At 63.8% G+C, this 22,480-nt stretch carries 22 protein-coding genes; 18 read left to right on the top strand and 4 right to left on the bottom strand.

Annotation, left to right across the window (positions count from 1 at the left end):
* Genes argS through sepS form a run of 3 tightly spaced genes read left to right on the top strand, consistent with a single transcriptional unit; the run spans nucleotide 1 to nucleotide 4,131 of the window.
* Complete coding sequence (argS, locus tag MCUHO_RS08405; RefSeq protein WP_067076757.1) at nucleotides 1-1,665, top strand: arginine--tRNA ligase; 1,665 nt, start codon at nucleotides 1-3, stop codon at nucleotides 1,663-1,665.
* Nucleotides 1,646-2,539 (top strand): 4-demethylwyosine synthase TYW1, encoded by an 894-nt coding sequence (gene twy1, locus MCUHO_RS08410; RefSeq protein ID WP_067076761.1) that lies wholly within the window; start codon nucleotides 1,646-1,648, stop codon nucleotides 2,537-2,539. Before argS ends, twy1 begins: the two co-directional genes overlap by 20 nt.
* Nucleotides 2,536-4,131 carry an O-phosphoserine--tRNA ligase gene (sepS, locus tag MCUHO_RS08415; RefSeq protein WP_067076764.1) on the top strand — a complete coding sequence of 532 codons (1,596 nt, stop codon included), beginning with the start codon at nucleotides 2,536-2,538 and terminating at the stop codon, nucleotides 4,129-4,131. Before twy1 ends, sepS begins: the two co-directional genes overlap by 4 nt.
* Here the strand turns inward: sepS and MCUHO_RS08420 are convergent.
* Nucleotides 4,106-6,364 (bottom strand): bifunctional alpha,alpha-trehalose-phosphate synthase (UDP-forming)/trehalose-phosphatase, encoded by a 2,259-nt coding sequence (locus MCUHO_RS08420; RefSeq protein WP_067076767.1) that lies wholly within the window; start codon nucleotides 6,362-6,364, stop codon nucleotides 4,106-4,108. The two genes, sepS and MCUHO_RS08420, sit on opposite strands and share 26 nt — an antisense overlap.
* Nucleotides 6,365-6,712: 348 nt before the next feature.
* Here MCUHO_RS08420 and MCUHO_RS08425 point away from each other — a divergent pair, with 348 nt between their 5' ends.
* Nucleotides 6,713-7,102: a hypothetical protein gene (locus tag MCUHO_RS08425; RefSeq protein WP_235808214.1), complete on the top strand. Its 390-nt coding sequence runs from the start codon at nucleotides 6,713-6,715 to the stop codon at nucleotides 7,100-7,102.
* A gap of 34 nt (nucleotides 7,103-7,136) precedes the next feature.
* Complete coding sequence (locus MCUHO_RS08430; protein WP_067076771.1) at nucleotides 7,137-7,343, top strand: helix-turn-helix transcriptional regulator; 207 nt, start codon at nucleotides 7,137-7,139, stop codon at nucleotides 7,341-7,343.
* Between the two features lie 219 nt (nucleotides 7,344-7,562).
* On the opposite strand, the gene MCUHO_RS08435 is transcribed toward MCUHO_RS08430, so the two are convergent.
* Together MCUHO_RS08435 and MCUHO_RS08440 are read right to left on the bottom strand one after the other, a co-directional pair.
* A complete protein-coding gene (locus MCUHO_RS08435; protein WP_067076776.1) occupies nucleotides 7,563-8,690 on the bottom strand; it encodes a ribonuclease H-like domain-containing protein in 1,128 nt (375 codons plus the stop codon).
* An 82-nt stretch (nucleotides 8,691-8,772) separates the two neighbouring features.
* A complete protein-coding gene (locus MCUHO_RS08440; RefSeq protein ID WP_067076779.1) occupies nucleotides 8,773-9,273 on the bottom strand; it encodes a hypothetical protein in 501 nt (166 codons plus the stop codon).
* 115 nt (nucleotides 9,274-9,388) lie between these two features.
* Here MCUHO_RS08440 and MCUHO_RS08445 point away from each other — a divergent pair, with 115 nt between their 5' ends.
* On the top strand, nucleotides 9,389-10,156 hold the full coding sequence (locus tag MCUHO_RS08445) for a TIGR01458 family HAD-type hydrolase (RefSeq protein WP_067076783.1): 768 nt from the start codon (nucleotides 9,389-9,391) through the stop codon (nucleotides 10,154-10,156).
* A gap of 4 nt (nucleotides 10,157-10,160) precedes the next feature.
* A complete protein-coding gene (locus tag MCUHO_RS08450; protein ID WP_067076787.1) occupies nucleotides 10,161-11,264 on the top strand; it encodes a hypothetical protein in 1,104 nt (367 codons plus the stop codon).
* Nucleotides 11,265-11,276: 12 nt separating this feature from the next.
* Here MCUHO_RS08450 and MCUHO_RS12780 read toward each other — a convergent pair whose 3' ends face one another.
* Entirely contained in the window at nucleotides 11,277-11,432 is a 156-nt protein-coding gene (locus MCUHO_RS12780) for a hypothetical protein (protein WP_161485891.1), read from the bottom strand.
* 237 nt (nucleotides 11,433-11,669) lie between these two features.
* On the opposite strand from MCUHO_RS12780, the gene MCUHO_RS08455 reads away from it, so the two are divergent.
* From MCUHO_RS08455 to MCUHO_RS08505, 11 genes are read left to right on the top strand one after another with little or no spacing between them, the layout of a single operon-like run.
* Complete coding sequence (locus MCUHO_RS08455) at nucleotides 11,670-12,401, top strand: ABC transporter ATP-binding protein (protein ID WP_067076789.1); 732 nt, start codon at nucleotides 11,670-11,672, stop codon at nucleotides 12,399-12,401.
* Nucleotides 12,386-13,498 carry a SufB/SufD family protein gene (locus tag MCUHO_RS08460; RefSeq protein WP_067076792.1) on the top strand — a complete coding sequence of 371 codons (1,113 nt, stop codon included), beginning with the start codon at nucleotides 12,386-12,388 and terminating at the stop codon, nucleotides 13,496-13,498. The genes MCUHO_RS08455 and MCUHO_RS08460 overlap by 16 nt, the downstream gene beginning before the upstream one ends.
* Nucleotides 13,499-13,514: 16 nt before the next feature.
* Complete coding sequence (locus tag MCUHO_RS08465) at nucleotides 13,515-14,177, top strand: protein-L-isoaspartate(D-aspartate) O-methyltransferase (RefSeq protein WP_067076795.1); 663 nt, start codon at nucleotides 13,515-13,517, stop codon at nucleotides 14,175-14,177.
* Nucleotides 14,153-14,788, top strand: coding sequence for a cyclase family protein (locus MCUHO_RS08470; protein ID WP_235808215.1), 636 nt, complete (start codon nucleotides 14,153-14,155; stop codon nucleotides 14,786-14,788). Before MCUHO_RS08465 ends, MCUHO_RS08470 begins: the two co-directional genes overlap by 25 nt.
* Nucleotides 14,785-15,390, top strand: a complete 606-nt coding sequence (locus tag MCUHO_RS08475) for a hypothetical protein (RefSeq protein ID WP_067076801.1) — start codon at nucleotides 14,785-14,787, stop codon at nucleotides 15,388-15,390. The genes MCUHO_RS08470 and MCUHO_RS08475 overlap by 4 nt, the downstream gene beginning before the upstream one ends.
* Nucleotides 15,391-15,427: 37 nt before the next feature.
* The gene (gene glmM / locus MCUHO_RS08480) at nucleotides 15,428-16,684 is read left to right on the top strand and encodes a phosphoglucosamine mutase (protein WP_067076804.1); all 1,257 of its coding nucleotides are present in this window, start codon (nucleotides 15,428-15,430) and stop codon (nucleotides 16,682-16,684) included.
* 3 nt (nucleotides 16,685-16,687) lie between these two features.
* A complete protein-coding gene (gene glmU / locus MCUHO_RS08485; protein WP_067076808.1) occupies nucleotides 16,688-17,887 on the top strand; it encodes a bifunctional sugar-1-phosphate nucleotidylyltransferase/acetyltransferase in 1,200 nt (399 codons plus the stop codon).
* 1 nt (nucleotide 17,888) lies between these two features.
* Complete coding sequence (gene glmU, locus MCUHO_RS08490; protein WP_394328825.1) at nucleotides 17,889-19,043, top strand: bifunctional sugar-1-phosphate nucleotidylyltransferase/acetyltransferase; 1,155 nt, start codon at nucleotides 17,889-17,891, stop codon at nucleotides 19,041-19,043.
* Entirely contained in the window at nucleotides 19,044-20,783 is a 1,740-nt protein-coding gene (gene glmS, locus MCUHO_RS08495; RefSeq protein ID WP_067076813.1) for a glutamine--fructose-6-phosphate transaminase (isomerizing), read from the top strand.
* Complete coding sequence (locus MCUHO_RS08500; RefSeq protein ID WP_067076817.1) at nucleotides 20,780-21,379, top strand: acyltransferase; 600 nt, start codon at nucleotides 20,780-20,782, stop codon at nucleotides 21,377-21,379. The genes glmS and MCUHO_RS08500 overlap by 4 nt, the downstream gene beginning before the upstream one ends.
* Entirely contained in the window at nucleotides 21,376-22,467 is a 1,092-nt protein-coding gene (locus tag MCUHO_RS08505) for a DegT/DnrJ/EryC1/StrS family aminotransferase (RefSeq protein WP_067078776.1), read from the top strand. The genes MCUHO_RS08500 and MCUHO_RS08505 overlap by 4 nt, the downstream gene beginning before the upstream one ends.
* Nucleotides 22,468-22,480 lie beyond the last annotated feature (13 nt).

Here is a 22,480-nt window from a genome sequence, read left to right on the forward strand (position 1 = left end):
ATGTATCAGGAGAAGTACCAACAGATCGAGCGCATGCTCCGGGCATGCACCGGTGAGGAGGATGTCCTCCTCACGAAAGGCGGGGATCACGCCGATCTCGCCTCGACGATAGCATTCAAACTTGCGAAGATCGAGAAACGGGCCCCCCAGAAGATCGCCGCCGATATTGCCGAGAAACTCTCGGCGGACCCCGAACTCGGCGACGTCCAGGTCGAGGCGGCAGGCCCTTACGTCAACTTCCGGTTCGGCCCGACGCTTCTTTCAGAGGCGGTCAGGGAGGCGATCGAGCCCGGCTACGGGGCCCTCCCGCGCCGTTCCGGCAGGGTCGTGCTCGAACACACGAGCGCAAACCCGAACGGGCCGCTCCACGTTGGGCACATACGAAACACCGTCATCGGCGACACCCTCGCCCGTGCGTTCCGCAAGGCCGGGCACCCGCTCGAGGTGCAGTATTATCTCAATGATATGGGCCGCCAGATCGCCATCGTCTCGTGGGGGTTCGACCACCTCGATATCGCCCGGAAGGAGGGCGAGAAGGAAGATCACTACGTCGCCCGGGTCTACGTCGCGGCGAACCGGGAGATCGAGAAGAATCCCGGGATCACGGAGGAGATCGACCACCTCATGCAGAAGGTGGAGCGTGGCGACGCGGAGACCGTCGCGAAGTTCCGGAGAGCCGTCTCCCTCTGCGCGGAAGGGCTCAAGGCGACCCTCGCGGCCTTAAACGCCCACCACGACCGGTTCGTCTGGGAGAGCGACTTCGTCCGGATCGGCGACGTCGACCGGATCGTCGAGCAGGTGCGGCGGCTGCCGCAGGCCCACGAAGACGAGACGCTCTGGGTCGACCTCTCGGAGAGGGGCTTCGAGAAGAAGTACATCCTCCGGCGGAGCGACGGCACCTCGGTCTACAGCACCCGCGACCTCGCCTACCACACCTGGAAGGCGCGCAACTACGACAGGATGATCGACGTCCTCGGGGCGGACCACAAACTAATCGGCGCCCAGCTCCAGGCCACCCTGGAACTCCTCGGTGAGGAGCCGCCCGAGATCGTCTTCTTCGAGTTCGTCTCCCTCCCCGAGGGCTCGATGAGCACCCGGGCAGGTAAGTTCGTCTCGGCGGACGCGCTGATGGAGGAAGTGGCCGCGAAGGCGTTCGACGAAGTGACCACCCGCCGGCCGGAACTCCCCCCGGAGGAACGGTGCGCCATCGCAAAGTCGGTCGCCATCGCCGCCGTCCGTTACGACATCGTGAAGGTTTCGCCGGAGAAGAGCACGGTCTTCAACTGGAAGGAGGCGCTGGACTTCGAGCGGCAGAGCGGCCCCTACATCCAGTATGCCCACGCCCGGGCCTGCAGCATCCTCGAGAAGGCCGGCGAGTTCGAGCGGGCCTACACGTTTGAGACCGACCACGAGACCGCGCTCGCCCGGCACCTCGCCCGGTTCCCGGCCGTCGTCGAGCAGACCGTGCAGGAACTCCGTCCGCACCTCCTCGCAGCCTACGCCCGCGAACTCGCCGACCTCTTCAACGCCTTCTACCACTACGACCCGGTCCTGAAGAGCGAGGGCGAGACCCGGAAGAGTCGTCTCGCGCTCGTGGACGCGGTCAGGAACACCTTGCAGGAGTCGCTTGAGACTCTCGGGATCGATGCGCTCAGAAGCATGTAAGGCCCTCAAAAAGCAGGGCTACCAGTTCATCACCCCGACCTCTTCGGCGGCCGTAAAACCCTGCATGTGGAACAAGCGGGCGCTCAAGGGCGGGGAGATGTGCTACAAGGCGCAGTTCTACGGCATCGAGAGCCACCGCTGTGTCCAGATGACCCCCACCCTCAAGTGCAACCAGCACTGCCTCTTCTGCTGGCGTTCGTTCGAGCATGGGGTCGTCGAGGAGGAGGAGTGTCCGCCGGACGTCATCGTCGAGAACCTCCGGCGCGTCCAGAAGAAGGCCCTATCGGGCTACAAGGTCTCGCCCTACGTCGCGCCCGAACGGTTCGCGGAGGCCCTCGACCCCACCATGGTCGCGATATCACTCTCGGGGGAACCGACCTGCTACTCGCGGCTCCCGGAACTGGTCGATGCCCTCAACGCGGACGGATACACGACCTTCCTCGTCTCGAACGGCACCCGACCCGACGTCCTCGCCCGGTGCCGGCCCTACCAGACCTACGTCTCCCTTGACGCCCCCGACCGCGAGACCTACCTCGCCCTCTGCCGGCCAAGGGAGGACTACTGGGACTGCATACAGGAGAGCCTCGCCGGACTCCGGGAACGCCGGTCGGCCGTCCGCACCACGGTGGTGCGCGGCTACAACGACTTTTCTCCCGAGCGCTACGCGGCGATCTACCAGGACTCCGGAGCCCGGTTCGTGGAAGTAAAGGGTTATATGTATCTGGGGTACAGTAGAAATCGACTTCAGAGGACTCAGATGCCCGAACACCGCGAAGTAAGGGCATTTTCAGAGCAGATTGCAAAACACTGCGATTATAGTATCAGAGACGAGAGCCCGGTGAGCCGGGTCGTCTGCCTGGAGCGAGACGTATGAGATTCGATGTGGAAGAGTTCAAAAAGAGGGCGAGAGAGGACTTCGAGCATGCCTGGCACGAAGGGCCGTCGGTTCTGACACCGGCCGGGGTCTCCGGCCGGTACCCCCGGCTGAGGTACACCCGGGCGAGACCGCACCCGATCTTCGAGATCGTGCAGCGGCTCCGCGAGACCTACCTCGCGATGGGGTTCGACGAGGCGATCAATCCCCTTATCGTCGAAGAATCGGATATCTACCGGCAGTTCGGTCCCGAAGCCATGGCCGTCCTCGACCGGGTCTTCTACCTCGGCGGGCTGCCCCGCCCGAACGTCGGGATTGCACGAAAGCAGCTTGATGAGATCGAGGCCATCCTCGGCCGTGCAGTCTCCCCCGGCACCGAGGAGAAACTCCGCGAGACCCTTCACGGCTACAAGAAGGGAACGATCGACGGCGACGAACTGACGCACGAACTCGCGGCCGTCCTCGAGGCAGACGACGCCGCCGTGGTGCATATCCTGGATGCGGTCTTCCCCGAGTTCCGGGAACTGGCGCCCGAGTCGTCGCGCAACACCCTCCGCAGCCACATGACGAGCGGCTGGTTCCTGACGCTCTCCTCCCTCTGGGAGAAGCGCCACCTCCCAATAAGGCTCTTCTCGGTCGACCGGTGTTTCCGGCGGGAGCAGGAGGAAGGCCCCACCCGCCTGATGGCCTACCACTCGGCCTCCTGCGTCGTCGCGGGCGAGGACGTCACCCTCGAGGAGGGGAAAGCCATCAGCGAGGCTCTCCTCTCGGCGTTCGGCTTTACGGAGTTCAGGTTCCAGCCCGACGAGAAGCGGTCGAAATACTACATGCCCGAAACCCAGACGGAGGTCTACGCCCGCCACCCGGCCCTCGGGTGGGTCGAGGTCGCCACCTTCGGCATCTACTCGCCCTCGGCGCTCGCGGAGTACGGGATCGGCGTGCCGGTGATGAACCTCGGCCTCGGGGTGGAGCGGCTCGCGATGATCGCCTACCAGTCAAACGACATCCGCCAGCTCACCCACCCGCAGTTCTTCCCGCAGGAGATCTCCGACCGCGAGGTCGCCGGCGCCGTCCACCTCCGCGAAGAGCCGAGATCCGCGGTAGGGAAGCGGATAGCGGAGGCTATCCGCGCCACGGCCGCCGAGCACGCCGCCGCCCCCGGGCCCTGTGCGTTCACCGCCTGGAAGGGAGAGATCGCCGGAAGGGAGATAGAGGTGATCGTCGAGGAGCCCGAGTCCAACACGAAACTCTGCGGGCCGGCCTGCTTTAACGAGGTCTATGTTCACGACGGCTCGGTGCTCGGTGTCCCGGATATCGAGAAGTGGGCGAAGGTCAGGGAGGAAGGCGTCTCCACCGGGATCACCTACCTCGACGCGGTATCGAGCCTCGCCGCCGCCCGGATCGAGGAGGCGGCGCGGTGCGGCGAAGGAACGCACGTCCAGGTGAAGATGTCAAAACTCCCTTCAGACGTCAACATGCGCATCGAGGAGTACGCGATGCGGCACATCACCGACCACAACAAAAAGGTGGACCTCCGGGGCCCGGTCTTCCTGACGGTCAGATCCGTCATCCCGGAGCAGCCGACTCAATAACCCTCTTCTCCCTCCCCGGCCTCTCCTTTTTCCTGGAGACGCACTCCATATCGCACTCGATGCACTTTTTCAAGAGGGGCAGCACGTCCCGCTGGGCAACCAGATTGAACCTGGCCCTGCTCGGTGCGAGCCCGACCTTGATCGAGTAGGCTTCCGGCGGCATCGCCTCGAAGAGATCTTCATCCGTCCGGTCGTCCCCGATGGCAAGGATGAAGTCCCAGGTGTTCCGGGAGACCCAGTTCAGCGCTGCTCTGCCCTTGTTGACGACGTTGTTCTTGATCTCGATGACCTTGTTCCCGTCCATGACCCCGACGTTGAGGTTGGAAGTCAGGTGCAGGAGGTCGTCTTTGAGGTCCTTCGCCCGCTGCGCCCCGAGCAGCGGATCGGTTCTCCGGTAATGCCAGACAAGGGAGTAGTCCTTCTCCTCGATGAAGGCGCCGGGGGTGCGGTCGGTGTAGAGTTCGAGGAGCGGGTAGATCTCCCCTTTCCACTCGTCCGAGAGGGGCTCGGGCATCCGCCACTCCCCGGAGCGCTCTTTCACCCAGACACCGTGCTCGGCGATGATCCCGATATCCAGCTCCCCGAACCAGGCATCAAGCGTGGATCGATCCCTCCCGCTGATCACCACCACCTCGTTTCCGGGCGTCCCGGAGAGCGACTTGAGCACCTCCCGCGTCGCGTCGCCGGGAACCGCCTTCTGCGGTCTGGCGGCGAACGGAACCAGGGTGCCGTCGTAATCGAGGAGGAGAAGCCGGTCGCTCGCTGCGTTGTAATCCGCGACCAGTTCGTCGCGGATGGTGGGAGTGACGATCTGTTCGGAGCGTTCGACCCGGACTGCCCGGGCATCGCCCAGGCGTACAAGGAAGTCGCCGACCCAGTGCTCGATGTCGTAGCGCATCAACCTCCTCTGCATCGTCCGGTTCCGCTCGATCTGCTCCTTCTCCGGCATGGCGAGCGCCGTCTCGATCGCCTCGATCACCGCGTCCTGGTCGTTCGGGTTGACGATGATCGCTTCTCCGAGTTCCTCGGCCCCCCCCGCCATCTCGGAGAGGATGAGGACGCCCGTGCCGTCGGTTCTCGTGGCGACGTACTCTTTCGCCATCAGGTTCATGCCGTCCCGGAGCGGCGTCACCAGGGCGACATCGGCGGCGCTGTAGAACGCCACCAGTGTCTCGAACGGGAGGAAGTTGTAGAAGTAGCGGACGGGGATCCAGTCGGTCGTCCCGTATTTTCCGTTGATCCGGCCGACGAGCTCGTCGATCCGCTTCTTCAACGTCTGGTAACTGCGGACGCCGATCCGGGACGGGACAGCAACGAGAACGAGGGAGACCTTCCCCTGGTAACCCGGCTTCTTTTCGAGGAGCGCGTCGAACGCCTCGAGCCGAAGCGGAATCCCCTTCGTGTAGTCCAGGCGATCGAAGGAGAGGATGATCTTGCGCTTCCCATACTTCAGCCGGATCCGGGTTATCTCCTTCTGGACAGGAGCGCTGCCCGCGGAGTCGGCGAACCGGTGGTAATCGATGCCCATCGGGAAGAGGTCGGTCCGCACCACCCGCGTACCGGTTTTGACCTCCCCGAAGGTATGCTCGTAGCCGAGGAGACGCCGGACGCTGGAGAGGAAATGGCGAACGTAGCCGTAGGTATGGAACCCAATGAGGTCTGCTCCAAGGAGGCCGGAGAGGATCTCTCTTCTCCAGGGCAGGTGCCGGAAGATTTCGAACGAGGGAAAGGGGATGTGGTGGAAGTAACCGATCTCGGCATCGGGAAGACGTTCCCGGAGCATCTGCGGGAGGAGCATCAGGTGGTAGTCGTGGATCCAGATGGTGTCGTCGGGCCGGGCCACCTCCATCACGGCGTCGCAGAACTTCTCGTTCACCCGCTGGTAAACCTGCCATGTCTTGGGGTCGTACTCTGTATAGAGGTTGAAGTAGTGGAGGAGCGGCCAGAGAGTATTGTTGCAGAACCCGTCGTAGTAGTGCCTGATGTCGTACGGGGAGAGGAAGACCGGGTGGCACTGCTCCTTTCTGAGCATCTCGGTGATCCGGTCTCTCTCTTCATTCTGCTGCTTCTGGATGTTCATGCCGGGCCAGCCGACCCAGAGGCTTTCGTAGGATTTGTAAAACGAACCGACTCCGGTGGCAAGGCCGCCGACGCTCCGCTGGAGATGGAGATCGCCGTTTTTGCGGGATACGCTGACCGGAAGCCTGTTTGAGACTATCAGTAACCTTTTCATGGTTCGACCCTGTTCACGATAGGATATGATCAGCCACCCAAGGAATCTCAATCAAAATTAAGTTTTTGGAGAAATCTCGAAAAATTACGGATATCGGAGATCGGGGAGCCAACCCTGCTTCCCGGCTCTGCCGGTCTCCGGAGACCCCGCACATTGTGTGCATGTCCGAACGCGGCGATCCCGCCGGGGCATCCACGGCAACGGCTCGCCGCCACCCTTCCGATTCTTCGCGAAGGTGAGGAGGCAGGGTATCTACGGCCGATCCGGCATCCCGTCCCCGGAGACTGCGGCCGATACCGATAAAGTTATATTTTTCTAACACGGTGTTAGATATACATAACAGGTGAGATGATGAAGAGACGATACGCGATACAGATTGCGGCGGGAGCGGTTCTCGGCGCTGCAGGCATCCTCCTTCCGTTCCTCGTAGACGGGACGGAGGCGCTCTCCTCGCTTATGGTGACGATAGGTCTCGTGATCCTCGCGGTGGCCGCGGTGCGGCACTGGAGGTTCCGCGACGAGCCGGAGAGGGACGAGCGGACGCAGAAGATCGGGGCGTACGGCATCTCCTACTCCTGGCTCCTCACCATCGTCTTCCTCGCAATCCTCTTCTGGGTGGACTATCTCGGCCTCTTCGCCCTCACGGTCGAGAGCGTCCTGCTCTCCGCCATCCTGCTGATGGGGCTCTCCGCACGGCTCTTCCAGTGGTACCTCTTCCGGCAGGGGGACGTGGCGTGAGGCCGGCCCACCTCATTTTGAGGAGGGATGTGCTGTGAAGACCCGGATCCGGGAGCTCCGGGCGAAGACGGGGATCACCCAGGAGGAACTGGCGCAGCGGGTCGGAGTCAGGAGGGAGACGATCGTCTTCCTCGAGAAGGGAAAGTACAACCCCTCCCTGAAACTCGCCTACAGGGTGGCCCGAGTGCTCGACTCCACCATCGAGGAGGTCTTCATCTTCGAGGAGGAGGATCTGGCATGAGCGTATCCTGCAGGTGACGGAACGGCAGGTTACGGCAACATGGGAATAAATCGCAAAAAGATATTGGGGGCAATTTCTAAGGTCGGAACCGCGGTTAAAAAACATTTTGCTCTACAATTCCCCCTTTTTACCCCCCTATTCTCGAATAAACAAAAATTAGGCACGCTACCGTGCATTCGAGTTTTTATTGTCAGGTAAACATATAATCCGGAAAAATGCTCATTTTTCGGGCAGAGCGCGGTACAAAGGAAGAATTGTTTCGATATCCCGCGGATCTTTCTCAATATTTTCCTTCCCGCCGTCCCATTCCGATCTGCCCCGGCATGGTGCCGCACAGCCCCCGTCATCCCCCCGGAGAAGCGCAAAGAGCCGGGCAAGCGAGACGATGTCCTGCCGGTTATGCTCCACGACCGGGACGAGCGGGCCGGGACTTCCTGTCCGCCGGTAAGTCTCGTAGAACTCCGGCACCATCCGGCTCGGGACGTCATCCGCCCGGGCGAGGCCGAGAACACCCGTCTCGAGCGCACCAAGCCGGCAGGAGGCAAGCGTGCCCTTCCAGCGCCGGCGTGCGAAGTAGAGAACATCGAAATGAGGAACCGCGAGGTTCGCCGGGATGCCGTGACGGGCGAGCCGATCCCGAATGTAGGGAACGTCGAACGCCCTGCCGTTGAAGGTGACGAGGGCCGTTCCCTCCGCCTCCAGGTCGGGCAGAATAGAGGCGAGCGCCGCCTCCTCTTCTTCGACCGACCTTGAGAGGTACTGGCGGACGGCGATCGACCCGCCGCTCACCCGGGCGAGGCCGATGAGGATGATCGGCCGCGAGAAGAGTCCCAGCGTCTCGATATCGAGGAAGACGAACTCTTCCGGTGCGTGGAACCGGCTGGCCTCGAGGAGGAGCGGGTCGCTCCTTCGCCGCCGCCGCTCGATCTCTGCCACGAGATCGCGGGTATCCCCTCCCGTGATCGAATCGAGGAGCCGGGCGGCATCCCGGCGGTAGCGAGGATGACCCATAAGATCGGCGATGGTCCGGCAGCCCCGTTCCTCCAGCCGCCGCCGGGTCGCTTCGCCGATGCCGCGGACCAGGGTGAGGTCGCCGAGGAGGGCCGATGCCGCCCGGTCGGGGTTTCGGGCATCAAGGCTCATGGGAATTTCGGACTCGACGACGTAGCATGTCCCGGACGGGCACGACATCTCGCGGCCGCAAAAGACCTCCTCGAGCGCCCGGCCCCGATACCCGGCAACGAGGTCGTCCCGGAGCCTTCGAACCTCCTCGTCGTCGGAGTTGTGGATAAAGGGCGATCGGAAGCCCGGGGCAAACCTCCAGCTCTCATCGAACAGGTATGCCATCCTTCCGCCAGGGTTGGATTTTACCGGGCTTCAACATACCCGCCGCGCGGCGAAAGTGAACGGCGACCCGGAGGCCGCCGCATCACTGCCGCACAGGCCTCACCGCGATCGAGCACGTATGGTCGCCGGCACAGATCGCGCTCAGGTACTTCGGGGCGTAGTCCCGGTTCAGCCCGGGTATCGCAGCGTTCGTGTAGGCGTGACAGGCGTTGCAGACAGAAAGCGGGTTCTCCTCAAGTTCTTTTGCCCGGGCGATCATCGCACACCCCTGAACGGCCAGGACGGCCTCTCCCGGCGCAGAGTCCCTGACCTCATACCGGTACTCCGGCCCGAAGAGCACCCTCGTCGCCGTCGCGAACGCTTCCGCAACCTCCCGGGCGTTCCCGAGCGGCATTCCGAAGGCGCGTGCTATGACGCCCGCTTCCCGGCCCTGCTCCTGCCACACCGCCCGCTCGACCTCGTTGTAGAGCTGGTCGTCGGCGCCGTCCCGGATGGCTCTCCGGTAGGCAAGCGGCAGCGCGGAGACCTCCCTGGCGGCGAGTTTCCATCTCACGTCCACAGGAATTCGCTCGAATGCATCCATCTCCTCATCCCTCCTTATTTCGGATCGGGGATACACCTGCAACCCCATGAAGGTTCTCACGAATCTGCCGCCCCTCCCGGGCACCGCATAAATACTCCCGCAGACAACAGAAGGTATGAAGATCGGAGCAGTCCTGATCGACATCGACGGTGTCCTCTACGTCGGCGGCCGAGCTGTCGCCGGAGCCGGGGAAGCGCTCCGGGAACTCGACCGGCGGGGGATACCCTACCGGTTCGTCTCCAACACCACCCGCCGCTCCCGCCGCTCGGTCGCCGGGCGCCTCCAGACCCTCGGCTATGCCATCCCGGAGCCCTGGATCATCACCGCCCCGGTCGCTGCCGCCGCAGCCCTGCGGGAGGGGGGCCGGACGCGGTGCTTCCTCCTCACCACCCCCGATGCCCGGACGGACTTCGAGGAGGCCGGCATCACGGCCGTGGAAGAGAGGGCCGATGCGGTCGTGGTCGCCGACGCAGCCGAGGGCCTCTCCTATGATCGCCTGAACAGGGCGTTTCGCCTCCTCGTGGAGGGTGCAGACCTCGTCGCGCTCGAGAAAGACCGGTACTGGATGGGGACGGACGGGCTGATGCTCTCCGCCGGCCCCTTCGTTACCGCGCTCGAATACGCCGCCGGGAAAGAGGCGGAGGTGATCGGGAAGCCCTCCCCGGCGTTCTTCCTGCGTGCGCTCCGGGATATCGGGGCGGAACCCCGGGACGCGGCGATGGTCGGCGACGATATCGTCACCGACATCGGCGGCGCCCAGGCCTGCGGCATGAAGGGCATCCAGGTAAAGACCGGCAAGTACCGGGAAGAGACCGTCCGCGCTTCAGGCATCGCACCCGACCTCGTCATCGACTCGCTCGCAGACCTCCCGGACTACATCTGATCCTATGTGGCGAAGAATCCTCACCGTGCTCGCCCTCGCCGCCGCAGTCCTCGCGGCCGGGTGCCTGGGCAGCCTCCTCCATCCGGCGGTCGTCCCGCCGGCGATCGTGCCGGTCGAGGGAGCGGCCCCGGGGGAGGCGCCGGTCTACGCCTTCCCCTTCGGGGACGGGGAGGAGACGATCCGGATCGAACCCGACCCGGCGGTCTACGCCGGTGCAAAAGCGGCCGACCGGCAACTCTACCTCCATGAAGACCTCGCCGAGGAGGAGTGGATCCCGATCTATTACCTGGCGTTCGTCAACGACTCTCACCAGGAGCCCTTCTATACCGACCTGCTTGCGGCTCTCCGCGAGATCCGGGACCGGGAAGAACTCGACGACGACCGTTACCTCGAACTGATCGCCGCATTCGTGCAGTCAATCCCCTACAGAACCGATGCCTCAATGATCGAACCGAAGTTCCCGATCGAGACCTACATGGACGCCGAGGGCGACTGCGACGACAAAAGCCTCCTCCTCGCCGGACTCCTCGCGCGGGAAGGATACGGGGTCGCACTCCTCTACTTCGGGGAGGAGAAGCACATGGCCGTCGGGGTGAAGAGCGCCGGGTGCCGCTACCGTAACACGTCCTACGCCTACATCGAGACCACGAACAGGAGTTATCTCGGCATCCCGCCCGCGGCGCTCGCGGACGGAACGATCCTCTCCTCCGACCCGCTCGTGATACCGGTTGGGGACGGAGACGGATTCTATGCGGCCTGCGAGGAGATCAAGACGATCGAGCGTGCCCTCTCCGCATCCCGCGATCGGGTCAGGGAACTCGAAGAAGAACTTACCGTGCGCAGCCGCGAGCTCGAGGCGGACCGGGAGGCTCTCGCGGCCCTCGACGCGAAGATGGCGGATCTCTCCCGGTCGGGAAATACCCGGGAATACAACCGGCTCGTCCCGGGATACAACCGGATGGCCGGGGACTACAACGACGCGGTAGAAACCTACAACGTCATGCTCGATGAAGCGGAGGTCGCCGTGAACCTCCACAACCGCCTTGCCGGCCACGCCCACGACCGGCCCGGGTCGTACCTCCTGGCCAGCGAGTATCTTACGGGGTGACCGAGAGAGGGCTTACGCGAGGCTCTCCACCGCAAGGAGGGTCCTGTTTGCCGGGGCGCCGGAGGCGAAGTACGTCGCCTTACGCATCTGGCTGCGCCGAACAACGGTCGGATACCGGGCGGCCCGCTCGGCGAGGCAGGCAAACGTGGTGAATGCGGATTGTTCCATATAAGAAACGGCGTGAGGACGCTACTTAACCGTAGGCCGCGTGCAGGGTGAAAGTGAAACCCCGGAATTTTTCCTCCTTATTTCGCCCCCCTTACGACGAAGAGAGGGGCCCAACTAATGGATTCACCAGATGAATCCCATGTCGGCGTAGTTCGACCTCCCACCGGCCGAAACAGCAACTGTTCTGTTGGCAAGTGTTAATGTATCCCCTGACAAATACATGGAACGGAGTGCCGTATGCTGGATATCAGTGATTTGCACGTGGAAGTGGATGGCACCGAGAAACTCCACGACATCAACCTCCATATCGGGCAGGGGGAGACCCATATCCTGATGGGACCGAACGGTTCGGGGAAGAGCACGCTGCTCAAAGCCATCATGGGGTTCGGCGGCTACACGATCACGTCCGGGTCCATCATTTTTAAGGGAACGGATATCACCAGGATGCCGATCCACGAGCGCGCCCATCTCGGGATCGGTATGATGTTTCAGCACCCGCCCGCGATATCGGGGCTGAAACTCGGAAAACTCCTCACCGCCACGTCTCATCTCGGCAGCGACGCACTGGAGGCGCTCGCCCAGACGGTCAACATGGACGGTTTTCTCGCCCGGGACACCAACGTCGGGTTCTCCGGCGGCGAGATCAAACGGAGCGAGGTCCTGCAGCTGAAGGTCCAGCAGCCCGATTTTATCATGCTGGACGAGCCGGAGAGCGGCGTCGACCTCGAGAATATGGGCCTGATGGGCAAAGAGATCGCGAACCTCCTCGAAAAGGACATCCATATCGTCAACCGCCGCAAGAGCGGCCTCATCATCACGCACACCGGCTACATCCTCGACTACCTCGAGGCCGACCAGGGACACGTGCTGATCGACGGCAGGATCCGGTGCCACGGAAATCCCCGTGAGATCCTGCGCGTGGTCAAGGAAAAAGGATACGGAGAGTGTCTGCGTTGCAAACAGATGTAGGGGACATCGAACGGCTCCCGGAGAAAGACCGGGAACGCCTCGCCCTGACCGGTCTCGAGGTCGGGATGCAGAACCGGTGCGGGAGTTTCTTCCAGATCGACCAGGACGTGATCCAGACCACCTGCGGGGCCGAAGGGATCGAGATGATCCCCATCAAGGCCGCTCTCGAGAAGTACGACTGGGTCAAGGACTACTACTGGAACGCCGTTCCGAAGGATAAGGACAAATACACAGAGTACCTCGCGAAGCAGGAGAACCCGCAGGGCCTCGTCGTCATCGCCCACGAAGGCGTGAAGGTCGAGATGCCGCTCCAGGCCTGCCTCTTCCTGCGCGACGAGCCGGTGCAGCATGTCCACAACCTCTTCATCGCGCAAGAAGGCTCGGAGATCAACATCATCTCCGGCTGTGCGAGTTCCTGGCAGAAGGAGCACGGGGCGCATATCGGGGTGACCGAGATCTACGTCGGCAAAGGCGCCAAGGTCACGTCCACGATGATCCACAACTGGAACCCGGGGATCAGCGTCTTCCCACGGAGCGCCACCGTCGTCGAGGAGGACGGAACCTTCCTCTCGAACTACGTCTGCATGCAGCCGGTCAGGAGGATCGACATGTACCCGACGGCCCGCCTGGTCGGGAAGAACGCCGTCGCCCGGTTCTCGAGCATCGTCGTCGCGACACCCGGTTCGACCCTCGACCTCGGCTCCCGCGCCATCCTCGGCGCCGAGAACACGAGCGCCGAACTGATCACCCGGGCAATCACCACCGGCGGCACCATCATCTCCCGCGGCCACATCCTCGGCGAGAAGGACAACACCCGCGGCCATATCGAGTGCAAGGGCCTGATCTTAAAGGACGGCATCGTCCACGCCATCCCCGAGATCGAAGGAACCCTGACCGGCACCGAACTCTCCCACGAGGCCGCCGTAGGAAAGATTGCCCGCCACGAGATCGAGTATCTCATGGCCCGGGGACTCTCCGAGGAGGAGGCCACCGCAACCATTATACGCGGGTTTTTGGATGTGAAGATCAGCGGTCTGCCTGCGGTCCTGCAGGAGCAGATCGACGCCGCGATCGACAAAGCTGAATCAGGCTTCTGATTCGGGAGACGGGAGGATGGGGATCGATCCCTATAGACGGGAACGCGAGGAGATGGTGGAGTTCCAGATCCGGGCTCGGGGAATCGGTGACGAGCGGGTGCTCGCCGCGATGCAGAAGATCCCCCGCCACCTCTTCGTGCCCAGAAACCTCGAACGTGCGGCCTACGAAGATCGGCCGCTCCCCATCGGCGAGGGGCAGACCATCTCACAGCCCTACATCGTCGCTGTCATGACCGAACAACTGGAGATCCGCTCCCACGACCGTGTCCTCGAGATCGGAACCGGCAGCGGCTACCAGGCGGCGCTCCTTGCCGAACTCGCCGGGAAGGTCGTCTCCGTCGAACGCCTCGCCCACCTTGCCGACCGGGCGCGGGAGAACTTTGCGCGGGCAGGGGTCACCGGTGTTGAGGTGGTCGTCGGCGACGGCACGCAGGGCTATTCTCCCGGGGCGCCCTACGACGCCATCGTCGTCACGGCGGCATCGCCCGAGATCCCCCAACCCCTCATCGACCAGCTTGCCAAGGGAGGACGGCTGGTCGCTCCCGTCGGGCCGCGGGAATGCCAGGATCTCGTCAAACTCGTCAAACGCGAAGGGAGGGTGGAGACGATCCCGCTCGGCGGCGTCTGCTTCGTGCCGCTGATCGGGCAGTTCGGATGGCAGGGAGAGGTGTCCCCGTGACGGTCTACGACATCACCCGGGATCTCTCCGGGGACGCCGTCCTCTACCCGGGCGACGTCCGGCCCCGGTTCCACGAGATCGACAACGGGCAGTACCGTGTGACCGAGATGACCCTTGGAAGCCATACGGGAACGCACATCGACGCCCCGTCGCACTACATCGAGGGAGGCATGACGATCGACGAGATCCCACCCGCGGTGCTGATGGGGCCCGCACGGGTGCTCGACTGCAGCGACGTAAGGGAGATCATCGAACCCGCCCATCTCGCCGGCCGCCTCGACGGCGCGAGGACGATCCTCGTAAAGACCTGGTTCTCGGGACGGCGGGAGTTCGATCCCGGATACCCGTCACTCTCCCCCGCTTCGGCGGAGATGATCGTCGAAGCCGGGGTCACCTGCCTTGGAACCGACGCGCCGTCGATCGAGTCGTTCAACTGCGACGGTTCCGTCCACCGCCTGCTGCTCGGGAGCGGGATGGTCGTCCTCGAACTCCTCGATCTCTCCGCCGTGCCGGAAGGAGACTATCTCATGACGGCACTTCCGCTGCGGCTCAAAGGTGGCGACGGGTCGCCCGTGCGGGCGATCCTGTCGGATATGGAGGAAGAACCATGAGTTTCTGGCACGATGCAATCGAGAGAATGGAGACAGTCCTCGCGGACAGCGGGTGCGAGGACGGTGTCGTGACGCTCGGCGTGAACCACGACGCGGACGTCTGCCAGTATCCAAAAGGCGTCTGCATGGAGGGGCACTTCGGCGGGCGGATCGGACAGTTCATCACGAGCGAGCCGGTCCGGGCGAACACCCGGATCTCGTTTATGTTCGGTGCGCCGCTCACGAATCAGAAACAAAGGGGTGCGGCGGGCGCGATCGTCAACACCGTTTCGGCGTTCCTCTGCCTGGCACGGAGGCTCCAGCCCTGCACCCCGGACTGCTACGCCCCCTGCCTTGCGGAGCTCTCCCGCGAGGTCGCCGGAAAGAAGGTCTATCTCGTCGGCCCGATGCCGGTACTCGAGCGGGCACTCGATACGCAGATCGTTGATACGCCGGAGGCGGCCGATATCCTCCTGGTCGGCGGGGACGGTATGACGAGCGATGCGGGGGTCGCCTGCATCGACGAGTACCGCGAGAAGAAACAGATGATATTCCTCGGACCCTCGGCCGCCGGGGTCGGCGGCCTTATCAATCTCGAGCACTGGTGTCCCTACGGACGATGAATACCTTTTTTTAGGAAAGAAAGGATTATACAGGAGTATGCTTTTCGGCTCTTCCGGGATCCGGCAGGAGTTCAGTCCCGGCCTCGTCGACCTCGCGCTTCGCATCGGAGCGGCAATCGCAGCCGGGGCTTCAGGGATCGTCGTCGGCCGGGACACCCGCACGACCAGCGAACTGCTTGAGCACTGCGTCGTCTCCGGGATGCTTTCGGCCGGTGCAGGTGTTTATTCCTGCGGGATCGCGCCCACGCCGACGGTCGCGCACGCTACGCGGAATACGGACGCGGGCTGCATGATCACCGCTTCCCATAACCCCGAATCCTACAACGGGGTCAAACTCCTCAACCCGGACGGGTCGTCGTTCACCCTCCGGCAGCAGGCGGGGATCGAAGATGCGCTCCGCGCCACTCACTGGAAGAACTGGGACGACCAGGGGCACGTACGCCCCATAGACGCGGTGGACGCGCACCGGGAGGCGATCCTCGAGAAGGTCAGCCTCTCCGGCCCCGTCACGGCCGTGCTCGACTGCGGCAACGGTGCCGGAAGCGTCATCACCCCCGACCTCCTCGCCGCGGCCGGGGCAACCGTTATCGGCCTGAACTGCAACGTCATGGGAAGGTTCGCCCGCCCATCGGAACCGCTCGAGGCAAACCTTCCCTACATCGGCGAGATCGTCCGGCGGCGGGACGCCGCGTGCGCGGTGATCCACGACGGCGACGCCGACCGGATGATGGCGTTCGACGAGCGCGGCCGCTACATCGACGGAGACCATCTCCTCATGCTCTTTGCGAAGTACCTCGACCGCAAGCGCGTCGTCACCACCGTCGACGCCTCGATGGCGATCGAAGAGATCGCGGAGGTCCGCCGCACGCCGGTCGGCGACAGTTTCGTCTCCGAAGAACTCCTCTCCTGGGGGGATTTCGGCGGCGAGGCGTCGGGGAGCTGGATATTTCCCCGGCACTCCTACTGCCCGGACGGGATCTACGCTGCGGCCCTCCTCTGCGAGATAGCCTCGGAGTGGTCGATTGCAGAAGAACTCGACCGGATGCCCCGCTATACCCTTCTCCGGGAGTCGTATCGCATCGCCTCCCCGCGGGAGGTCATGAGAGCGATGGGGGCCGAAGAACCGACGCACGGAGTCCGGTGCGAGGATGAAGACGGCTGGTACCTGATCCGGGCAAGCGGCACCGAGCCGAAAGTCCGGATCACGGCCGAGGGAAGAACACCCGCAAAGGCGAAAGAGATGCTTGAAGCGGGACATGCCGCCCTTGAGAAGGCAAAACATACTCTGGAGTAATATATGCAGTGTGTCGTACTGGCAGCAGGCGAAGGGAAACGGATGCGTCCCCTGACCGCCCGGCGCCCGAAGGTGATGCTTCCGATCGCGAACCGCCCGATGATGGAGCACCTGATCGTCGCGGCCCGCGATGCCGGAATCACCGACTTCACCTTCGTCGTCGGATACTTTGAACGTGAGATCCGGAACCACTTCGGGGACGGCAGCAGCCTTGGCGTGAATATCGCCTATGTGACCCAGCGTCACCAGCTCGGCACCGCCGATGCCCTGCGGGCGACGGCAGGGATGATCGACGATCGGTTCCTCCTCTTGAACGGGGATATGATCCTCAAATCAGACGATATCAAGAAACTCTGCCGGATGGATGCTCCGTGCGTGGGGATTCACGAGACCGACCACCCGCAGGACTACGGCGTGGTGACCGTCGAAGGGAACCGCATCACCGGTCTCGAGGAGAAGTCCGAGGAGCCGAAGAGCAACCTGATCAACGCGGGCGCCTACCTCTTCGACCCCGGCGTCTTCGACCTCCTTGCGGGCATCAAGGTATCAGGCCGGGGCGAGTTCGAGCTGACCGACGCGCTCGAGACCTATATCAATGAAGGAAAACTCAGGGCATATTCGCTCGCCTACTGGCTCGACGTGGGGCAGCCGTGGGATCTCCTCGACGCAAACGAGGGGCTTCTCTCCTCGATCTGCCACGAACGGCACGGAACCGTCGAGGACGGATGCACCGTCCCGGAGACGGTCAGCATCGGAAAAGGGACGGTTGTCCGGGCCGGGACTTATATCGAGGGAGCCTGCGTCATCGGTGAGAACTGCGTCATCGGCCCCCACGCCTATATCAGGGGCTCCACCGCAATCGGCGACAACTGCCACATCGGGCACGCGACCGAGCTCAAGAACTCCATCGTCATGTCGGGAACAAAGATCCCGCACTTCAACTACATCGGCGACAGCATCGTCGGGAGTAACTGCAACTTTGGCGCAGGAACCAAGGTCGCGAACCTCCGGCACGACAGCGGATCGGTGAAGGTCTGCGGGAAGACCACCGGGCGGAGGAAGTTCGGCGCCATCATCGGCGACGACGTCCTCTTCGGGATCAACTGCTCGGTCAACGTCGGGAGCCTCGTCGGCAGCGGTACCCGGGTGGCTCCTCATTCCCTCGTCGAAGGATGCGTCGAGGACAACTCAATCATCAGGTGATATGATGCAGGCAGTCATTCTAGCAGCGGGAGAAGGGAGCCGTCTGCGGCCGTTGACGAGGAGCAAGCCCAAGGCCATGCTCCCGGTCGCAAACCGGCCGATCATCGAGTATGTCATCGACGCCCTCCTGGAGAACGGAATTCGCGATATCGTGGTGGTGGTCGGGTATCGCAAGGAAGAGGTCATCCGGCACCTCAACAGGCTCGACGCCCCGATCCAGGTCGTCGTGCAGGAGCGGCAGCTCGGAACCGCGGATGCTCTCCGGGCGGCCGAGTCGGAGATCACGGACGATTTTCTGGTTCTTCCCGGCGACAACTACATCAACGCCGAATCGATAGCCCGGATCAAGGAGGAGCGGAACGCCATGCTCGTCGCCGAGCACCCGAACCCCTCGAACTTCGGGGTCGTCGTGATCAGGAACGGCATCGTCCGCGAGATCGTCGAGAAACCCGAAGACGCCCCGACGTTCACGGTATCGACCGGCGTCTACTCTTTCACCCCCGACGTCTTCTCCTACATCCAGACGAACGAGATCCCCGACGCGATCGCCGCCATGATCGCATCGGGCCGGCGTATACGGGCGATCCCGGCAGACGACTGGCAGGACGCCGTCTACCCCTGGGATCTCCTGAAACTGAACAGCCGGATGCTTCGGGAGATCAAACCCGGGATCTCGGGGGAGATCGACGCATCCGTCATCCGCCGGGGCACCGTGCGTATCGGCGCCGGGACGACCGTGGGCCCGAACACCGTCATCTACGGCCCCGTCGCCATCGGGAGCAACTGCAACATCGGCCCGAACTGCGTCATCATGCCCGATACGAGCATCGGCGACCGGGTAGTGCTCGAACCATTCACCTACGTTGGCGACTCGCTCATCATGAACGACGTCACGATCGGGTCGCATTCGAGGATCGTCTCGGCGGTCTTCGGCCAGGGGTGCATCCTTGCCGACCACACCACCACCTACCCGTCCGCGAGCCTCCTCGAGGTCGGCGACCGGATCCAGAAGGAGGAGTTCGGCGCAGTTCTCGGCGAGGGAGTCCGCGCGGCACCATTCACAACGTTTAAGAACTGTATCGCAGGTAACGGTGTCACCATCGGGGAGAGGAAGACAGTGATCGGCATCATCGAGGACGGCACGCGGGTGATGTAGATGTGCGGGATCGTTGGTTATATCGGGAGACGGGATGCAACCCCGGTTCTGATCCAGGGGCTGAAGCGGCTTGAGTACCGGGGTTACGACTCCTTCGGGATCGCGACGGTCGGGAGCGCAATCGAGATCTACAAGAAGACCGGCCGCATCTCGGACGGCGAGGCCGGGGCGGCCGATCTCCGCGGATCCACCGGAATCGGGCATACCCGTTGGGCCACTCACGGTGAACCGAACGACCTCAACGCCCACCCGCACACCGACTGCTCGGGAAGGATCGCCGTGGTGCACAACGGGGTCATCGAGAACTACGGCGAACTGAAGCGGCAGCTCGAAGGACGCGGCCACACCTTCCGGTCGGAGACCGACACCGAGGTGATCGCCCACCTCATCGAGGAGCACTACGATGGCGATCTCCTCGCGGCGGTCAACGCGACCCTCCCCCTGCTCCGGGGCTCGTATGCCGTCCTCGCGATCGCGGAAGATACACAGAGAATCGTCGCCGCCCGCGATGCGAGCCCGCTCGTCCTCGGCATCGGGGATGCCGAGGTCTTCGCCGCCTCGGATATGACGCCGCTCCTCGAGTACACCGAACGCGTGATCTTCCTCGAAGACGGGGACGTCGCCGATCTCACGCCCGGCCGCTACACGGTCTACCACAACGGCCAAACAGTGGAGCGCCCGATCGAACTGATCAACTGGTGCGTCGAGGATACCCGGAAGGGCGGGTTCGCCCATTACATGCTAAAAGAGATCTACGAGCAGCCCCAGTCATTCTACGAGACCATCAGGGCGGGCATCGACGAGCGCGTGCAGCGGATGGTCACGGAGGCCGACGAGATCACCCTGGTCGCGTGCGGGACGTCCTACCACACCGCCCTGGTCTTCAAGTACCTGGCCGAACCGCTCTGCGGCATACCGGTACGCGTCGAGATGGGATCGGAGTTCAAGTACTTCACCCCGCCCCTCCACGGCCTCGCGATCGCGGTCTCGCAGTCAGGGGAGACGGCGGACACGATCGCCGCCCTGAAGATGGCGAAAGCCCGCAACTGCCCGACGCTCGCCATCACCAACATGCAGGGGAGCACGGTCACCCGGGTTGCGGACGAGACGCTCCTGATGCGGGCCGGCCCCGAGATCGGCGTCGCCGCGACCAAGTCCTACACGGCGCAGCTTGCGGCGCTGATGCAGATAGTCAACCTGCGCTGCGAGGGGGCGTTCGACGATGCCCTCTCGCACGCGCACCTGGCCATCGGCGACGCCCTCCTCCAGGACATCCACGAGGCAGTCGCCCTCTGCTCGAAGGCCGAACACGTCTTCTTCGTGGGGAGAGGGCCGTTCTATCCGGTCTCGATGGAAGGCGCCCTGAAGATGAAGGAGATCAGTTACGTCCACGCCGAGGGGTATGCAGCGGGAGAACTGAAGCACGGGCCGTTTGCCCTGCTCACCCCCGAGACGCCGGTCGTCGCCATCTGCACCCCCGGTTCGACCTACGGCGTGATGGCCTCGAACATCAAGGAGATGAAGGCGAGGAAAGCCCCGGTCATCGCGCTCGGGGTTGCCGGCGATACGGAACTTGCCGAGATCGTGGACATCTTCATCCCCATTCCGAACACACATCTTCTGGTACAGGTGCTGACCGCGTCGGTCATCCTGCAGCTGCTTGCTTACCACACCGCATGTGCCCTGCAGCGGGACGTCGACAAGCCGCGAAACCTGGCAAAGAGCGTGACCGTTGAATGATTGAGTATGGACGTAACGCCCTCGGCGAGGGGGCGACGATATTCGAGCCGGTGACCGTCGGGTTTCCCTCCCGCGACCGGATGGGAGAGAGCGACTACCCCGGCACCACCATCGGGAGGGGGGCCGTCCTCCGGTCGGGCACGATCATCTACTGCGACGTCGTGATCGGCGATGCCTTTCAGACCGGCCATAACGTGCTGATCCGCGAAAAGACGACCATCGGCGACCGCGTGGCGATCGGGACGGCGGCGGTGATCGAGGGCGACTGCACGATCGGCGACGATGTCCGGCTCCAGAGCCTGGTCTACGTCCCCACCGGCGCCCGGATCGGGGAACGGGTCTTCGTGGGCCCGAACGCCGTGCTGACGAACGACCGCTACCCGCCCGGCCCGCACGAATCCCTCCGGGGGCCGGTGATCGGGAACGATGCCGTCATCGGTGCGAACGCGACGATCCTCCCCGGCGTCACCGTTGGAGAGGGAGCGTTCGTCGCCGCGGGAGCGGTGGTGACGAAGGATGTCCCGCCCGGGATGCTCGCGGTGGGGACTCCCGCACGGTTCCGGCCGCTCCCCCCTGAAGCGAGGCGGTGCCGGTGAAGGTTCCCATTGCCCGGCCGCTCGTCGGCGAGGAGGAGATCACGGCTGTCGCCGCTGTGATGCGGTCGGGGATGCTCGCCCAGGGCTCGGTCGTCACGGAGTTCGAGTCGCGGTTCGCCGAATACTGCGGTGCCGCCCACGCCGTCGGCGTCAACTCGGGCACCGCGGCGCTCCATGCGGCTCTCCTCGCCGCGGGCGTCGGGCCGGGGGACTCGGTGGTCGTCCCGGCGTTCACGTTCTTTGCGACGGCGTCCGCGGTCTCGATGTGCGGGGCGACGCCGCTCTTTGCGGACGTCGATCCTGCGACGTTCAACATCGACCCCGACTCGGTCGCGGCCCTCGTCCGCCCCGAGACCCGGGCGGTCGTCGGCGTCCACCTCTTCGGGCAGCCGTTCGACGTCGGTGCGGTTCGCGAGGTCTGTGATGACCGTAGCCTCATCCTCGTCGAGGACGCGGCCCAGGCGCACGGCGCGGAGTATCACGGGAAGCGGGCGGGGAGCCTCGCCGATATCGGCTGCTTCTCGTTTTATCCGACGAAGAACATGACCACCGGCGAGGGCGGCATGGTCACGACCGACGACGATGCCCTTGCGGAACGCGTCCGGCTCCTCATCAACCACGGCCAGAGCCAGAAGTACCTTCACTCGGCGATCGGCTACAACTACCGGATGACGAACATCGACGCCGCGATCGGCCTCGTGCAGCTCGGCCGGCTCGAGGGCTTCAACGAGCGCCGGATCGCGAACGCCCGGTACCTCGACCGCCACCTCGCGGGCACGGGGCTCGCGACGCCCTGCGTCGCACCGGGCGTCCGGCACGTCTACCACCAGTACGTCGTGAAGGTTCCCGGCGATTATCCACTCTCAAGGGACGCGTTCATGAACGCTCTCGCAGAGCGGGGGATCGGGACCGCCGTCCACTACCCCATCCCCGTCAACCGGCAGCCGGTCTACGAGAGCGAGCCCGCTTCCTGCCCGGTATCGGACAGCCTCGCGGCATCGGTCGTGAGCCTGCCCGTTCATCCGGCGGTGACGGACGAAGAACTGGCGTATATCTGCGATATGGTGCGAGAACTCCAGACCCCATAAGCCACTAACCTAC

The organism is Methanoculleus horonobensis (assembly GCF_001602375.1).
Classification (GTDB): Archaea; Halobacteriota; Methanomicrobia; order Methanomicrobiales; family Methanoculleaceae; genus Methanoculleus; species Methanoculleus horonobensis.

Coding starts and splice junctions, on each gene's coding strand:
- argS (WP_067076757.1), top strand. CDS start 1: ATGTATCAGGAGAAGTACCAACAGATCGAGCGCATGCTCCGGGCATGC.
- twy1 (WP_067076761.1), top strand. CDS start 1,646: ATGCGCTCAGAAGCATGTAAGGCCCTCAAAAAGCAGGGCTACCAGTTC.
- sepS (WP_067076764.1), top strand. CDS start 2,536: ATGAGATTCGATGTGGAAGAGTTCAAAAAGAGGGCGAGAGAGGACTTC.
- MCUHO_RS08420 (WP_067076767.1), bottom strand. CDS start 6,364: ATGAAAAGGTTACTGATAGTCTCAAACAGGCTTCCGGTCAGCGTATCC.
- MCUHO_RS08425 (WP_235808214.1), top strand. CDS start 6,713: ATGATGAAGAGACGATACGCGATACAGATTGCGGCGGGAGCGGTTCTC.
- MCUHO_RS08435 (WP_067076776.1), bottom strand. CDS start 8,690: ATGGCATACCTGTTCGATGAGAGCTGGAGGTTTGCCCCGGGCTTCCGA.
- MCUHO_RS08440 (WP_067076779.1), bottom strand. CDS start 9,273: ATGGATGCATTCGAGCGAATTCCTGTGGACGTGAGATGGAAACTCGCC.
- MCUHO_RS08445 (WP_067076783.1), top strand. CDS start 9,389: ATGAAGATCGGAGCAGTCCTGATCGACATCGACGGTGTCCTCTACGTC.
- MCUHO_RS08450 (WP_067076787.1), top strand. CDS start 10,161: ATGTGGCGAAGAATCCTCACCGTGCTCGCCCTCGCCGCCGCAGTCCTC.
- MCUHO_RS12780 (WP_161485891.1), bottom strand. CDS start 11,432: ATGGAACAATCCGCATTCACCACGTTTGCCTGCCTCGCCGAGCGGGCC.
- MCUHO_RS08455 (WP_067076789.1), top strand. CDS start 11,670: ATGCTGGATATCAGTGATTTGCACGTGGAAGTGGATGGCACCGAGAAA.
- MCUHO_RS08465 (WP_067076795.1), top strand. CDS start 13,515: ATGGGGATCGATCCCTATAGACGGGAACGCGAGGAGATGGTGGAGTTC.
- MCUHO_RS08470 (WP_235808215.1), top strand. CDS start 14,153: ATGGCAGGGAGAGGTGTCCCCGTGACGGTCTACGACATCACCCGGGAT.
- MCUHO_RS08475 (WP_067076801.1), top strand. CDS start 14,785: ATGAGTTTCTGGCACGATGCAATCGAGAGAATGGAGACAGTCCTCGCG.
- glmM (WP_067076804.1), top strand. CDS start 15,428: ATGCTTTTCGGCTCTTCCGGGATCCGGCAGGAGTTCAGTCCCGGCCTC.
- glmU (WP_067076808.1), top strand. CDS start 16,688: ATGCAGTGTGTCGTACTGGCAGCAGGCGAAGGGAAACGGATGCGTCCC.
- glmU (WP_394328825.1), top strand. CDS start 17,889: ATGATGCAGGCAGTCATTCTAGCAGCGGGAGAAGGGAGCCGTCTGCGG.
- glmS (WP_067076813.1), top strand. CDS start 19,044: ATGTGCGGGATCGTTGGTTATATCGGGAGACGGGATGCAACCCCGGTT.
- MCUHO_RS08500 (WP_067076817.1), top strand. CDS start 20,780: ATGATTGAGTATGGACGTAACGCCCTCGGCGAGGGGGCGACGATATTC.